The following is a 16,206-nucleotide window of genomic DNA, read 5'->3' on the forward strand; positions in this document are numbered from 1 at the left end:
CTACTCCTATTGTTCTGGGCTGAAAAAGCTTTGATTTAATACGTCAAACTCATTCCCTCTCAGGACGGAAATGATCTGTTGTTTAATTTCTTCAATCAGTTCTTTTGCCTTGAGATGTTCCGACTCATTCCCTACTTTGTAAGCATGAAACACAATATTCTTCATTTGTTGCTCCGTCAATGCCGATATATCCATGAATAAGACCTCATTATACAATTAGTTATTGGTTATTTACGTTGTGCGTGCACACGTGTTATGAAATGTTAGATTCAACTAGCAAATTATCCTCTTCTTGAAAGCCGTGCGGATTATTCGATTGCCATCTCCATGCATCCAGACACATCTCATCAATGCCTTTCTCGGCGATCCATCCCAGCTCCCGTTCAGCCTTGGTCGGGTTCGAATAGCAAATCCCAATGTCCCCAGGTCTCCGATCCGTCATTTTATACGGAATGCGCCTGCCGGTTACCCTTTCGAAAGCAGCAACCATCTCCACAACGCTGTATCCCTGTCCCGTCCCAAGGTTGTAAGCTTCCACACCTGTAGTCGACATAACCTTCTCCAGCGCCTTCAAGTGCCCTTGAGCTAAATCCACTACATGGATATAGTCCCTCACACCTGTGCCATCCAAGGTCGGATAGTCATTCCCATAAATCTGAAGTTCCTTTAATCCCCCTGCCGCCACCTGCGTGATATAGGGCATCAGATTATTAGGTATGCCGTTCGGATCTTCGCCTATTCTTCCACTACTATGGGCACCAATAGGGTTGAAATAACGCAGGATCGCGATGCTCCATATTGGATCGGAAACATACATATCCTGCATGATTTCTTCAATCATTAGCTTCGTACGCCCATAGGCGTTCGTAGCGCCAAGTGGAGCATCTTCGGAGATAGGTACATGCTCGGATATGCCATATACAGTTGCTGATGAACTGAATACGATTCTTTTTACCCCGTATTCCTGCATAAGCTCACAGAGCACGAGCGTCCCCGTGATATTATTATGGTAATAGCGAAGCGGTAAACGAACAGACTCACCTACGGCTTTGAGCCCTGCGAAATGAATCACCGCTTCAATCTTATTTTGCTTAAAAACGATCTCTAAATCCTCCCGATTTAACAGATCAATCTGATAGAATTTGAAGTCTTTACCTGATAATTCTCTTACCCTTCTTAACGATTCCGAGCTGCTGGTGGCAAGATTATCAACAACTACAATCTCATATCCGGCATTTAATAATTCCACGCAGGTGTGACTTCCGATATAACCAGCTCCACCCGTTACGAGGATTGCCATCATTTATACCCCCTAAATGTTGGTCAGAATTTCAAGTAATCACTTCTATAAATAATGTTTAAGATAACCATGTTTTCGTAGTAAAAATAAATCAAATAAAAACCCAGGATTGCGTAGTAAATGAATTTCTGCTGTTTTTTTACGAATAAACTGATGACCCATGACATGAGAATGACATTATATAAACCAAAATAGATTGTAAACCTGGCAAAAATCCAATTCTGTGTTGCGACGGCCATGACAATAAAATTCAATATCGACATGTTTACTACGTAGTCACCGTGAGGAAATATCTCCCTAAGTTTGTTTCTTCCCAGGTAAGCAAATACCAAAGGAACTGCCCCAATAGCTACCCTAATGATATTAGCTCCGCCTTCTTGGAATTCCTTATATTCGCTATAGTGCGTATCCGCGATAGCTGCGAAGATTGCATCAGATATTACGTTATATCCCAGAATCAACATCACTGCAAGAAATAGAAGAACAAAAGTGGATGACGTCCACGCCTTCCTTCTCACAATGAAATAAATAGGAATGAGGATAAGGGCACTCCCATGAAATGTTGAGGCGAAGGCAACTACGAGAAAATACTTAAGCCATTTACCTTCAAATAAGTATTTGGTCGCAGCGAAGACAATTGCTGAAGCCAAAAATTGCCTGACGCCGTTCATCGAGACAATGTATAGCCCTGACGTTATGTAGACATAGATGCTCATTTCAAACAATCTCGAATACTTGTATAACACATAGACGATAAGCACATTGGTCACTAACGCCGTTAAAAATATCAATAACTGTGGATCATCGGTGAAAGATTTCAATATCATTTGTAAGATTCCGAAGCCAATATCCTTCTCAGCTTTAACCTCTTCCCACGTAAAATCACTTATCGTGTAGGCATGCATATAAAAGAAGGTATCACCAATATTTTTACGAAGACCGGCTATTAATACGAATGTTGCCATCACGATTGCAGTCATCCATTTATTGGGCTTAAACGAGAGAGGACCAGGACCGATTGTCACTGGTGTGGCCAAATACCTTGAGAATATTGATGCGATATAGACGACAACCAGATTAACCCATAGTATGGCCATTTTTGATTTCCTTTCGAGTACCTAAGAGATTCTTGTTTTTCTAATTACATACCAATAGAGCATGATTCCAAGAGGAATAGCGAGAAAAGTGAGGATTTTGGCAGGTGTTTCCCGCATAAACTCACGATTACCTGATGTCATGCTGCTGGATACATAATGGATTGATTGTCTGAATTTAAAAAATAAGCTAGCAAAGGGTAGTTTCATAAGCTCTTTACGGTAAAAGGCAAAGCCGTTCGGATTCTTGCGGTACTGTTTCAGCATGTTCATCGAGGAACCATCCGGTAAATATTCCACACAGCAAAGCACTTCATTCATGAGCAGCATTTCATACTGCTGATCCAGCATGTAGTACTTGTAGGCCAGACCTACATACTTTTCATTTTCGAAAATGGGGTAAGGATACCGTCGGGTTAATTCTGTTCGATAAACCAGCTTTTTATCACCAGTCACACGATGTTTACTATACAACTCAAAAAGTGTTGAACTCCTAAGATCTTCTGGCAACCTTGAGCCAATGATGCGGCCATCTGTAAAAGCATCAAGACCGATGATGCCACTTACATGTTCGCTGCCGTGTAATTCCCAAAAGGCATTTATTTGTTCCACGGCGCCATCCGGCATATAGTCGTCAGAGTCAATACATACATTCAATTCCGTATCGATTAGCCTGTAAGCCGTATTATGAGCTCCATGCATACCCTGATTGTCCTGCCGATGATAACGTATAGGGATTTCATTCTCTGCCATCCAGCCAGCAACCAATTCACCAGTTTCGTCCGTAGAGCCATCATCTATAATTAACCAAATGAAATCTCTGGATGTTTGCCGCTTCAAACTCTCGTAACAAACGTGAAGACAATAAGCTCTATTATAAGTCGGTGTAAATACAGTAAGCTTCTTCATAGTTCACCTCGATATACCTAAATAAAAACCCTCTGTCCATGCCGCTGTATTCTTGATATCGTAGCCCTTGTTCGATAAAGAGAACGCCGGAATATACCTTGGCGAATTTCTTGCAATTACATGCTTCATCCGGTCTACCCAAACCTGTTTGTCACCGAGCGATAACCGCTCTACTAAATGAATATCCATATCCACTTCTTGGGTAATTTCATCTGATATGAGACAAGGCAGTCCAGCACCCTGTGCCTCTATTAGCGTAACAGGCAGTCCTTCATGTAAGGAGGGAAATACGAACATATCAAAAGCTTGAAGCAGTCGCGTAATGTCACTCCTGACGCCAAGGAACCTTACCTTACTTTGTAGCTGCAGAGCTTTCACTTTCTTCTCAATCTCTGGACGCAGCGGTCCATCCCCTGCTAAGACAAGCACCGTATCCGGCTGATCTCGGTTCAATTGCGCAAAAATATCAATGAGAAAGGAATGATTCTTCTGATGAGCAAATCTCCCCACATGCCCTACGACATAGCATTCAGGTGAGAGCTTCAGCTCCTGCCTTACTTGCTCTCTGACCTCGGGTGAGAACGCAAATTTATCACTTTCAATCCCATTCTTTAAAATCACGACTTTACTTCCCTTGTTTGCAAATAACCACTGGGCTGCTTTACTCGAGCATGCCAAAAAGTGAGTTGCACAGGATGTTATAAATGTTCCGGCTACCCACTTATATGTTTTGGCCGCAATTCCGCCCTCACTGCTCGTGTTATGACTGTGTGCAATTCGTATGGGTGCTCCCGCTTTTTTTGCAGAACGCAATACGAATCCACTCATTTTATCCATATGAGCATGCACAATTTTGTAATTCGGATTTTCCATAAAGAATTGATCCAAAGCTTGGATGTATTTGGTATGACCAATTTCCGATACATAGGGGATCCGATGGATGGTTCCGCCCATTTCCATAATCTCGGCATCAAAGGCTCCCGCTTTACTCGTAAGAAAGTCGAATTGAACCTTGGAACAATCCACATTGCGATATAAATTCATGAGGAGAGTTTCCGCTCCACCTCGATTCATATTGACTACTACGTGTAAAATTCTTATTGGATCGCCCACATGACCTCCACCTTTTCTCCCATATATAATGAATATATCGTACTCTTCTCATTTAATACCTGCTGGATGGCGTATCTTCTTTCAACTATCTCTCTGCCACACGTGCCAAGCCTCTCTCTTAATTCCTTGTTCTGAACTAAAAGCTTGATCTTCTCCGCCATTGCTTCACGATCATTAGGCGCTGTAATCCAACCATTATGTTCATTCTGAACCAATTCTCTGTGCCCTCTGTTCTCACTAGCAATGATGGGAAGGCCACAAGCCATAGCTTCCATGATATTCACAGGCAGCCCTTCACGAAGACTGGAGGCAACGGCGATATCACACATCGGTAATAAGCGATCTATGTCATTTCGATAACCCAGAAAATCAACCTGATCCTCTATACCCAGCTTCTTGGCTAAATCTTGACATTGTTCTTTCAACGGCCCCTCACCAGCAAGCAGGAGTTTGACATTAGGAACGCCATCTTTGACAGAAGCTAGTGCGTGCAGGAGCAATTGCTGATTTTTGTTCTGATTAAATTCAGCTGCATAGAACAAGAGGATATCATCCGGGTGATAGCCGGTTGTCAGCTTTAATTCACGCTTATGCGAATCGTAGGCGGGTCTGAATCTTTCTGTATTCACACCTACGCCATGTACGTGCTCAATTCGACTTGCTCTGAATCGACGCTTAACGGCTAGTTGGTAGTCTTCCTCATTGATGGTAATCAAACAATCCGTGAAATAGGAAAGAATTTTCTCTAGAGGATAATAAACCAACCAAGGAACGATCGGTGCTCCTTGGCAAAAGTGAAAACCATGTGCGGTATATATGACCTTAGTCCCACTCTTACGTGCATCCCGCGCTGCTAAACGAGCCAATACGCCCCCCATTGGGGTATGACAGTGGATAATATCATATTTATTTTCGTCAATAATTGACTTTAACTCCGTATAAGCCTTCATGTTGATTAGTTTAAAAGGTGACCTTTGGATCGGAATGTTAAACTTCGCGTCGACATAAGGAAGGTCCATATCCCCGTTAGCGGCAATATGGACCTCCCACCCCTGCTCTTTAAACCACTTCATGTAGGGCAAATGAAAAGCTTTGAAGTGATAATCAACCGTAGCACATAATAGCACTTTCTTAGGCATCTGCATCCCCTACTTAATTAATTCCTTCTCCAAGATGGAAGAAAGATATTTTAGCAATTCGTATCTTAAATCCTCACGCTGCAGCGCGAAATCAATCGTCGTTTGTATAAAACCTAACTTCTCGCCTACATCGAATCGCTGTCCTTCAAATTCGTAAGCATACACTGATTCGATTAGATTCAATTCCGCAATGGCATCGGTAAGTTGAATTTCCCCTCCGGCTCCTGGCTTTTGGTTATTGAGAATATCGAAAATCCTTGGAGTTAGGATATAGCGGCCCATAATCGCAAGATTCGACGGCGCTTCCTCTTTCTTAGGCTTTTCCACTAGATGATTGATGCTATATAAACGCTTCTCAATTTCATTACCGTCAACAATTCCATACCTGGACACTTCTTCATCAGACACGTGCTTCACTCCAATGATGGAAGCAAAGCTAGATTCATATTGATCCATCATCTGCTTCAGACAAGGCGTATCCGCCCGAACGATGTCATCACCTAGCAGCACAGCGAAGGGTTCATTCCCAATGAACTTGCGAGCACACCAAATGGCATGTCCCAGACCATTGGGTTCCTTCTGGCGAATATAATGAATTTCTACTTTGGACGACTTCTGGACTTCGGTTAATAAGTCGAACTTTTGCTTTTCCAATAAATTTTGCTCAAGCTCAAAGGAATTATCGAAATGATCCTCGATCGCCCTTTTCCCTTTACCCGTCACGATAATAATATCTTCAATCCCAGACTCTACAGCCTCTTCGACGATATATTGAATAGTTGGTTTATCGACAATGGGTAGCATTTCTTTGGGCATAGCTTTGGTTGCGGGTAGGAATCTTGTACCCAAGCCAGCGGCCGGAATAATGGCTTTTCTTACTTTCATAGATGTTTGCTCCTTTTAGCCAATTGAGACTAGTTTCTTAGGTAACGGAATTATATTGCTATTCCCTAAATTTACGAGATATTCCCTTAAGCTCTCTTTATCAAGAGAGGCGTAAATGGAAATCATCTCTTTAATTTCTTCCACGTAAAGATCCGCCGTTTTACCTATATAAATCTTTGGATATACTTGCTGTTCGTCGATTTCGTCAGCTTTCAGCAGCTCTTCATAAAGCTTCTCACCCGGTCTCATTCCGGTAAATTCAATGCCGATGTCTTCGAGCGAGTTGCCGGATAGCTTAATGAGGTTTTTCGCCAGATCCACGATTTTCACAGGCTCTCCCATATCTAGGATAAAGATTTCTCCGCCTTTCGCTAATGCTCCGGCTTGGATGACCAATCTGGATGCTTCGGGAATCGTCATAAAGTAGCGAATCATGTCGGGGTGAGTGACTGAAACCGGCCCGCCTTTTTCAATCTGATGCTTGAACCTGGGAATAACACTCCCCCTGCTCCCTAATACATTACCGAAACGAACGGCAACGAATTTGGTATTGCTGTTTCTATCCATATCCTGAATAATCATCTCAGCCATTCTTTTGGTGGCCCCCATGACGCTGGTTGGATTCACCGCTTTATCCGTTGATATCATGACAAATGTTCCTACTTCGAACTTGCTAGCCGCTTTGGCAACATTCATCGTGCCGATTACATTGTTCTTTAACGCTTCTTCCGGGTTTCGCTCCATGAGTGGTACATGTTTATGGGCAGCTGCGTGGTACACAACATCCGGCCGATGTCTGTTCATGATCGACATCATCTTCCAGGAGTCCTGAATATCGGCAATTTCCGTAATGAATTCAATCTCTGTATGTACACAAATGTCCTTTAATTCCATTTCAATCGAATAAATACTGTTCTCCCCATGTCCTAAGAGAATGAGCTTTTGAGGATGAAACTTCGTGACCTGACGACAAATTTCCGAACCAATTGAGCCTCCAGCACCAGTTACCAGTACCACTTTGTCCGTAATAAATTCGGAAATACTTTCAATATCGAGTTCTATCGGTTCGCGTCCTAATAAATCTTCAACCTGAACGTCCAAGAATTGATTAACTGAAAGCTTACCCGTTACTAGATCCTCTAGCTTAGGCAATGTTTGGGTTTTCGCAGTCGTCTTCACACATTCTTGGAATATGACGTTGAGGTCCTTTTTACCTAGGGAAGGAATAGCAATGATAATATTGTCGATTTGTAGTTCTTTAACCGTCATTTCCATGCGATTAACGCCGCCAACGACGGGTATTCCTAAAATATCTAAATTATGTATTTTTGAGTTATCATCAATAAATGCAATAGGCTCTAATTCTGCATCATTATTGTTAATCAATTGCCTGGCAACCATCATCCCTGCCGAACCAGCACCAACGATCAGTGTACGTTTCTTATTCACTGGATTCTTGATATACCTATTCCGAAGGAGTCGCCAGCAGAATCGCGAGCCTCCTATCAACAAGATATGTAGCATCCATGTCACAGCAAGTAATCGGAAGTAAATATCCTGAACAAAGACTTGTTGAACAAACGCCACAGTAACAATAGAAAACGTTATAGCCTTTACAATAAATAATAATTCATCGATATTCGCATGTTCCCACGCTTTCTTATAAAGCTTATACATAAAGGAAAATGCATGATGACTAAGCAGCAACGTAATTGAACTAACGACCAAAGGCAACGTTATGACGTTTAGATCCGCACTCAATAAAAATCGGCTAAAAAAAATGGAAGTTAATACAATAAAAGAGTCTATGAAAAATAATAACGAAAACCTTTGTCGGTATGACAAATAAATCCACCCTCTCACTAAAGTTCTTAAGTATAAGGCCTTTGGAGAAAGACCATATAATTAAATCCTTTAATACTTTCTAGGGCATCTAACCCTTCCTCGCACCACACTTTTGACGACTCGCGTCTAAGGTCTATTCAACCCACAGCATGGTCGAGTGCTTCCATTGATAACGGTAAGGAGGCATCACCGGAGCGTATTTAGGAACCTTCTTCGTCGTTCTTTATAAAGAACAAGACTATAAAGTTCGGTAATAAACCTATTATAAAGAACATATGTTGTATTTTAATTCTTTATAAAGAACATTAAATGTAAAAAAATATCCGTTCTCTAGTTCGTAGTGGTTTATTTCATTGTAGTTCTTTATAAAGAACGTGTCAACACAAAATTATTGGTTGATTTGCCTAGTCTTCCAGTAATGGTCAATATGGAATTATCATCTAAGTCTCCTAAGTCTCCTGTTCTAATCGTAAAAGGTTAACTCTGGTATTCTTTCAAATATCGTATAACCCGATGACTTCGAACATCAACATCACAATGCGAGTAACTCGGCATTTTGCGCTTAAGAGGGGCTATTACGGAAAAATCTTTAGAAATTAAACAATTTACTTAACACAATAGTGATGATACGATATGTATCAATAAGGTTTAATTACTAGTGTTCTGGAGGACAAGAAAAATATGTTTATTGTTGCTTCTTTATTGACTTCTTTTTTATTGAGTCTATTATTTACTCCAATCGCGAAAAATATTGCTTTAAGATTTATGATACTTGATGTATCAAACACAAACCTAAAAACACATAAAATAAATACACCCTATTTAGGTGGGTTATCCATCTTTGTTTCTGTTTTGATTGCATCAACCTTCATCATTTTTCTGTATAAGATTATGATTCCTTTTGTCGTATACGGATTACTTACTTCGTGTTTTATTATAATTGCACTCGGTTTCACTGATGATATTTATAAACTCCGCCCTCTAACTAAAATATCCTTTCAAATCATAGCAGCTTCTTTGGCATGGACAGCAGGAATTAGAATCACCCTAACCGGGTTAGAACAGCTTGATATTATTTTAACGATTACATGGATAGTGAGCCTTTCTAATGCTTTTAATCTGATTGATATTATGGACGGCTTGGCCTCCGGTGTGGCTGCTATTTCATCCTTTTTTCTTTCATTAATCTGTCTAGAACTAGGAGATATAATGAATGGTTTGTTGCTTTTATCTATAGCGGGAGCATGTTTCGGCTTTCTAAAATTCAACTTTAATCCTGCTCAGATTTTTATGGGGGACACCGGAAGTTTATTTTTAGGATTCTTAATCGCATGTTCAACAACACAAATGTTCCAATACAAAGAATATAGTCTGGAAGTACTTCCAGTTATTATTCTTGGAATACCAATCTTTGAGACGATATTCATATCTTTATTACGTATAAAGTCTGGGATTCCACCATGGAAAGGCACTAAAGATCATTTCGCACTGCGGTTAGTTAAATTAGGTTTCTCGGTAAAGAGTACGGTAATTTTAACCTACTTATTTTGTGTGTTTCTAGGATCTATTTCGTTGATCTTCTTTTATTCACGCAGCCCCATACTGTATTGTTTCTTTCTAATTACTGTAATTTTAACCCTGATCGGATGGATCTTAAGTAAAGTTGATATTACCGACACACAACATTCTTAGTGGAGGAATTATGGCCAAAATTGTATTTATTGTTCCATATTCTAAGTACTATATTAATTTTAGTTGGGACCTACTAAAAAGCTTAATAAATGAAGGTAATGAAATAACAGCTTTAGCGCCGGATGATAGTTTTCATGAGGAACTTGCTGCTATTGGAGTCAAATTAATAAAAACCCCGCTCAATAACACTGGGTTAAATATATTTTATGATATTTACTCTTTATACATGTTGGTTAAAAGACTAAAGAGTATAGAACCTCATTTAGTCATGTGTTACTCATTAAAGCCCATCCTTTATGGGACATATGCCTCACGGTTGGCAAAAGTAAAAAGTACGTTCTCGTTCGTAACAGGAATAGGGTACGTTTTTATTGGGAATACGTTTTTACATAAAATTCTTCTAACTATTGTGAAAATACTATACAAGTTTTCATTAAAATATAGTAACAAAGTATTTTTTGAAAACCCTGATGACCTATCTTTATTTAAATCCCTTCGATTACTTGGCAAGGAAAATGAAGCAGTAATTGTAAATGGGTCTGGCGTAGATATAAATAAATTTACATACTCGCCCCCTAAAGTAAATCCGATATCATTCCTAGTTATTTCAAGGATTATATTTGACAAGGGGATCCTTGAATTTATAGAAGCTGCTAAGATACTTAAGCAAAAATATCCTCAAATTAAATTTAAAATTCTCGGTCCATTTGTTAAAAATCCAAGTTCAATAAAAAAAGAAATCATACATGAATGGGTAAATCAAGGAGTAATAGAATATCTGGGTGAAACAACAGATGTGCGTCCATTTATTGCTGATTCAAGTGTGTTTGTTTTACCCTCTTATCGTGAAGGCACACCTAAATCCACATTAGAAGCAATGGCAATGGGATTACCGGTCGTCACTACTGATTGCCCAGGTTGTAGGGAAACGGTTCAAAATAACGTAAATGGTTTTTTGATTCCTGCAAAAGATTGTGAAGCACTTGCTATGGCAATGGAGAAATTTATTATTAACCCTAGTATTATTCCGATTATGGGAATAAAGAGTCGAGAAATCGCTGTTAGAAAATACGATGTCCGCAAGGTAAACCATTTCATCAAAAAAAATATAGGCTTAGAATAGGGTGGGAATGATGACTATTCATGTTATTGGAGCAGGAGTGACTGGATTATCATTTGCAAAGGCATTCAGTGAAGAAGTAAACATACTTGAATCATGCGAGAGTCTGGGAGGGAAGGCTCTATCTTATAAAGTGGAAACAAACGTTGGAACTTTTGGATTTGATATAGGTGGTCACTGGTTCCATTATAAAAGTACACCTGCAGTTTTAAGCATCTTAAAAGGTCTAGAGGTACAAGCGCATACTCGTAAGGCGTTTGTTTACTTACACGAACATTTTTTCGAATTCCCTATTCAGCAGAGTTATATTGGGCACTCCGATAAAAAATTCGTAAATAATGTAAAACAGGAACTTCAGAATGTAAATTTTTACCATGAATACAACAACTACGATGAAATGCTGCATTCCTATGGTTTGACATTATATCAATCATTCTTTAAAAATTACAATTCAAAAATGTACGGTGTCAACGATCTATCTGAGATTGGTGTTGGAAAATTTGAAACAATCCGTAATGTTCGAACCTCTACAAACATCACTGGGTATAACGGTGATTTTCTATATCCCAAGGGAGATATAGGCGCGAGGGGCATTCCAGCTTTTTTAGCTGATAATTTAAAAATTAACTATAAAAAAAAGGTCAATTCTATCAATTTAAAAAATAAGACTATGATCATTAATAATGAAGAAAATTCATGGGACACCATTGTGTCAACCATGCCATTAACTTCATTAATTGGCATCATTACTGATGCAGATGACAATATTTTAGACTTATCGCAACAATTAAAAACTAGCAAAGGTATGATTTTGAATCTTGGGGTTAAAAAAACTCAACTGCAAGGTGATAAGAGTTGGGTTTATTTTCCCGATACAAATTTACATTTTTATCGTGTGGGTTTCTATAGTAATGTTGAACCTTCCCTAGCACCTATGGGATATTGTTCTATGTATGTTGAGTGCTCACCATTATTTTTTAGTAATAAAGAGGAAGCATTAGCAATAGTGCCCAAAGTAATTAAGGAACTCATTGACATAGGATTTATCCGTAATACAGATGAGATAGTGACTAGTAAAGTCATTTATCTTGATCAAAATTATTGCCTTCCTGATACTTCAAAGACTACAATAATTCATCATTATTTAGAGAGCGTTGGAATCTATAGTATTGGAAGATATGGGAGCTGGCATTGGTCAAGCCAACATGAGGATATGCAGCAGGCATGGGATTTAGCAAATAAACTAAATTTGCGTGACTTAACTAATACAAGAGAATTGTCGCAATCCTTAGTCGCAAAAGTAAACTGAGTGGTGGCTGAAAGACCTCATATTAAGCGAGCTTGAACAGCTTTGTTGAATGGATGATTGGGTGGATGTTGAATCGTGATAATAAATTTAGCAGCCTGCTTGGGCATTTGCTCAAACAGGCGTTTTTCTGTCAATATACCTTTCAAAAAAATAATTGCCTAAGAATATATCCCAGTTAGTAAAATTTGATACTTTCAAATTTTATGTACTAAATTGTCCTTTACTATAATGAGCCAGGTAGCTGCGCAAAGTGCGCTCGGATATCCCTGTTTGCTCACATAGATTTTGGTATTCCTCTGTCCCGACTCGTATTTCAGATGATCGCAGTCATGAATGCAGAACGGGTCTGTCATCCAAAGGTTTACATTGATGATGAGGCGGACAGCTCTGTTCAGCCAGCCTGCTACGTTACTTTTTAGCCTGTGTGTTTTACGCCGAAAGCTGCTTGCAATGGATCTCACCTTTCTTAGACATAACGTCTCGGTCATTATATCTGGCAATCTTGGGGCAGTCAATACCGTCATCTTTTGGGCAATTTAGATTAGCAGAAACGAAGGTTATAGGAATGAAGGTGCGTGGAACACATTAAAGGAGGAAGCCATTGAAATGGCGATTGATAAAAGAAGATAAATTATTTTTTTGCTTTTTTTCTCGAACGAAATATTAAAACTAGACAAGGGAATAACATGTAGTACCAAAATTCATACGTTAAACTCCAAAGTGGTCCATTTAAACCAAATGGTACTTTCACTAAAATTCCTTGCATAAAAAAAAAATTCCAAAAAACAACTCCGGGTTTATAAAGTTAGAAATCTTTAGGTTTGGCGGACTTAATTCTTCTCCGAATAGTCCAAGTTGTATTTTTGCAATGACATATGTGAGTAGCAGGGCTGGTAAAAGAACTATCCATAGTCTTGTTACTCTTCTTAATAAATAGTCAGACCAGCTCCACCTGTTTTCTGAAATTGCTTTTAAAATACTCGAAGAAATAAAGTACCCACTTAATACAAAGAATACCATAACAGCTTGAGAACCGGGTAAAGGAACATAGAAGTGGAAAAGGAATACAATTAGGTCAGACAAAAATCTTAATAAATCTAAAACCCGCGATGCCTGACTATCATTCTTAACTAAGTTTAAGGATAGTTTACTCAAGAACAAAGTTTTTCGTATAAAGAACAACGAATATTGCCTTCTCTGCTGCACGGAGCTGCTTGGGCTTCTTCTCGCGTTTAGGTTTGTTCAATGGAATCACTCATGGAGAGTTTTAAACCGCACTTAAAAAGTGAAACGATAAGGACAGACCATCAGGTCTCCCCCCCCCCCTGTTTCCTCAACCTCTGCGCAAAGGGTCATTTCACCCTTTAAATGCGGTTTGATGGGCTATAAAATAAGCACTCGCCTCGTGTGGAGAGTTAAAGAACTTATTCGTGAATTATCATAGGCTTTAATCGCCTATTTTATAGACAAATCTACCCTTCTCTTTTTAAAACATTCAAGAAATAGAATATCAATATTTTTTATAATCCATTTTATGACTTCTTTCAATATATTTCCCTATTTTTAGTGTACAATGTTACAAGAATATAAATAACTGCCAAAAGGATGGTAAGAAAATGACTTCAAAAGCATTCGGAATACTAATATTTTTCATACTTACTTTTCAATCTTTACATGTTGGGGCAGCTCCCTCTGAAGAAGCTTCAACACAAACAGCAGTGCCCACAACTTACAACTTAGAACTTTCTCGCTGGAATATTTATAGTGACGGAACACATCCAATCGAAACGACAAATGGAATAAACAAAGCATTGCAATGGGCTCATAGTCAAGGATATCGAATCTTTAAAGTGCCTACTGGCAAATATTTAATTAGTAAAGGAAATAGACCAAATGATCCTCAAGCGCAAATAAACATGGTAAGCAATATGACATTCTTACTTGATGAATCAACGATTATTCAAAAAGAAACTAATGGGTTTGAGGGTTATCATACAATTTACATTGGCTATGGAGTAAATAATGTAACTCTAAAAGGTGGAACTTATCAAGGGGATAAACAATCACATAATTTCAGTGGGAAAGACCAATCTTATAGCTATGGAACCCATGAATTCGGTATGGGAATAATCTCAGAGGGTGCATACAATTTAACGATAGATGGCGTTAGAACAGTCGATTTCACTGGAGATGGCATTACAATTAGTGGCTCTAACCGTGGAATAGCTAACTTCGATGGTAAAAGCTATGTTTATGGAGATATCGATAATATGGGCAACTTTATTAATTCCACATCAAAAGTTAGAAGTAAGATTGCCCTAGACTTTACAAGTCCAAAATTTGAAGGACGAAAATACTTTGCTTTTGAGCAACCACTAGGTGTTAATAGTAATAAATATGATGTTTATTATTATAGTAATGGTAAATATTTGTCTTCAGTTAAACAAGTCAGATTTGGAGTTGACCTAGTTCAAATCCCAGTAGGCGCTGACACATTTTACCCTGTTTTTAGTTCTAATGACCTTAATAATTTTTTCGTTAAATTTTTTAGTAATGATGTATCTAGAAACGTAATAATAAAAAACTCAGAATCAGCATTCAATAGAAGGCAAGGAATTTCAATTTTTGGAGTAGATGGAATCGAAATTAGCAATAGTAAATTTCATGATATCAAAGGGACTGCTCCCCAATTTGGAATTGACTCAGAAGCTGCAGGATTTTACCCCAATAATAATCTTATTATAAAAAATAATCACTTTTACAATAATACAGGTGGAGATATCGTTTTTGCTGATGGAGACACTGCTTCAATTACTGATAATTTATTTGAAAGTAAAAGGGGTTTTCATATCTGGAAGGCATTCCCAAATACAACGATTAAATATAATACATTTAAAAATGCTGACTTTACTATGGGTGGAACAGGAGTTGCAGATCAGAACAAATTCAGTAACTCGCAAGTTGATCTGAGTGCAACAAGTAACACATTCACAAATGCGGCTTTAGTTAATAGCACTTTAAATTTGAACAACACTGAGCCATTCGGATCAAAAGTAGACAATATTACAATTACCAACACCAACACAACTTCTTACAGATCTTTGAATGTTGGCCAAAATCCTGTTCACCTCTCAAATATTACAATAAAAGGATTGACAAAACTCTCGACACTTGGAGGCAAAGGAAATGATAAAAATATATATGATAACTTAATTGTTCAAGATTTTAATGCTTACAATGGAACAGTATTCCCCGCAGGAACTTATAATAATTGCAATTTTTCATCCACAACAACTGAAACTGTTGGGTTAGTATTTAATCAACCAGGTAAATATACTTTTAATAATTGCGCTTTTAATGCTTTAAGTAAGATATTTACACTAGATAGTTTGTATGGAGAACCAGATGCAAATTTCAACAATTCTAACTTTACTATTTCAAAAGATATTGGTTACGCAGCTGCAATTTATATCCAAGGAGCAAAACAGTTATCATTTCTAAACAGCACCTTCACTGCTAACAATCTTACACTAAAAAGTAAACCATTTATCAAAATAGGACCACCTGGAGGCTCAACCAAACCAGCCCAAGTTAAATCCTTTACAATCAAAAATAGCACAATAAAAACAAATAAAGATTTAGATGGAATTCACTCCATTGACGCAGGAACAGGTGCACCTGCCTATACGATTTCCAACAATATTCTCGTAGTAGCAAAATTAAAGTTAAAGTCTAACGATATTAATATAGATAATAAAGAATTAACGCAGTAATAATAAAAACCGAGTTATCGGCTGCAA

At 38.4% G+C, this 16,206-nt stretch carries 13 protein-coding genes; 4 read left to right on the top strand and 9 right to left on the bottom strand.

All coding sequences use genetic code 11. The features are described 5' to 3' along the window. Positions 1–6: 6 nt before the first annotated feature. Genes QFZ78_RS18035 through QFZ78_RS18070 form a run of 8 tightly spaced genes read right to left on the bottom strand, consistent with a single transcriptional unit; the run spans position 7 to position 8,285 of the window. Entirely contained in the window at positions 7–195 is a 189-nt protein-coding gene (locus QFZ78_RS18035; protein ID WP_307549610.1) for a YwzD family small protein, read from the bottom strand. A 58-nt stretch (positions 196–253) separates the two neighbouring features. Further along, entirely contained in the window at positions 254–1,300 is a 1,047-nt protein-coding gene (gene galE / locus QFZ78_RS18040) for a UDP-glucose 4-epimerase GalE (protein WP_307555770.1), read from the bottom strand. Between the two features lie 23 nt (positions 1,301–1,323). Continuing rightward, a complete protein-coding gene (locus tag QFZ78_RS18045; RefSeq protein ID WP_307549611.1) occupies positions 1,324–2,397 on the bottom strand; it encodes an EpsG family protein in 1,074 nt (357 codons plus the stop codon). A 21-nt stretch (positions 2,398–2,418) separates the two neighbouring features. After that, positions 2,419–3,303, bottom strand: a complete 885-nt coding sequence (locus tag QFZ78_RS18050; RefSeq protein WP_307549613.1) for a glycosyltransferase family 2 protein — start codon at positions 3,301–3,303, stop codon at positions 2,419–2,421. Between the two features lie 3 nt (positions 3,304–3,306). Continuing rightward, positions 3,307–4,416, bottom strand: coding sequence for a glycosyltransferase family 1 protein (locus QFZ78_RS18055; protein ID WP_307549614.1), 1,110 nt, complete (start codon positions 4,414–4,416; stop codon positions 3,307–3,309). Then, a complete protein-coding gene (locus QFZ78_RS18060; protein ID WP_307549615.1) occupies positions 4,401–5,555 on the bottom strand; it encodes a glycosyltransferase family 4 protein in 1,155 nt (384 codons plus the stop codon). Before QFZ78_RS18060 ends, QFZ78_RS18055 begins: the two co-directional genes overlap by 16 nt. Positions 5,556–5,564: 9 nt before the next feature. After that, positions 5,565–6,440 carry a UTP--glucose-1-phosphate uridylyltransferase GalU gene (galU, locus tag QFZ78_RS18065; RefSeq protein WP_307549618.1) on the bottom strand — a complete coding sequence of 292 codons (876 nt, stop codon included), beginning with the start codon at positions 6,438–6,440 and terminating at the stop codon, positions 5,565–5,567. Between the two features lie 15 nt (positions 6,441–6,455). Continuing rightward, entirely contained in the window at positions 6,456–8,285 is a 1,830-nt protein-coding gene (locus QFZ78_RS18070; RefSeq protein WP_307549620.1) for a polysaccharide biosynthesis protein, read from the bottom strand. A 681-nt stretch (positions 8,286–8,966) separates the two neighbouring features. Between QFZ78_RS18070 and QFZ78_RS18075 the strand changes: the two genes are divergently transcribed. From QFZ78_RS18075 to QFZ78_RS18085, 3 genes are read left to right on the top strand one after another with little or no spacing between them, the layout of a single operon-like run. Next, positions 8,967–9,977, top strand: a complete 1,011-nt coding sequence (locus QFZ78_RS18075; RefSeq protein ID WP_307549622.1) for an MraY family glycosyltransferase — start codon at positions 8,967–8,969, stop codon at positions 9,975–9,977. Between the two features lie 10 nt (positions 9,978–9,987). Beyond that, entirely contained in the window at positions 9,988–11,100 is a 1,113-nt protein-coding gene (locus QFZ78_RS18080) for a glycosyltransferase family 4 protein (RefSeq protein WP_307549624.1), read from the top strand. Positions 11,101–11,107: 7 nt separating this feature from the next. Then, complete coding sequence (locus QFZ78_RS18085; RefSeq protein ID WP_307549626.1) at positions 11,108–12,406, top strand: protoporphyrinogen/coproporphyrinogen oxidase; 1,299 nt, start codon at positions 11,108–11,110, stop codon at positions 12,404–12,406. Between the two features lie 750 nt (positions 12,407–13,156). On the opposite strand, the gene QFZ78_RS38580 is transcribed toward QFZ78_RS18085, so the two are convergent. Continuing rightward, complete coding sequence (locus QFZ78_RS38580; RefSeq protein ID WP_373461044.1) at positions 13,157–13,588, bottom strand: acyltransferase family protein; 432 nt, start codon at positions 13,586–13,588, stop codon at positions 13,157–13,159. A 434-nt stretch (positions 13,589–14,022) separates the two neighbouring features. Here QFZ78_RS38580 and QFZ78_RS18090 point away from each other — a divergent pair, with 434 nt between their 5' ends. Then, the gene (locus QFZ78_RS18090) at positions 14,023–16,179 is read left to right on the top strand and encodes a right-handed parallel beta-helix repeat-containing protein (RefSeq protein ID WP_307549627.1); all 2,157 of its coding nucleotides are present in this window, start codon (positions 14,023–14,025) and stop codon (positions 16,177–16,179) included. Positions 16,180–16,206 lie beyond the last annotated feature (27 nt).

The organism is Paenibacillus sp. V4I5, from assembly GCF_030817255.1.
Taxonomy (GTDB): domain Bacteria; phylum Bacillota; class Bacilli; order Paenibacillales; family NBRC-103111; genus Paenibacillus_E.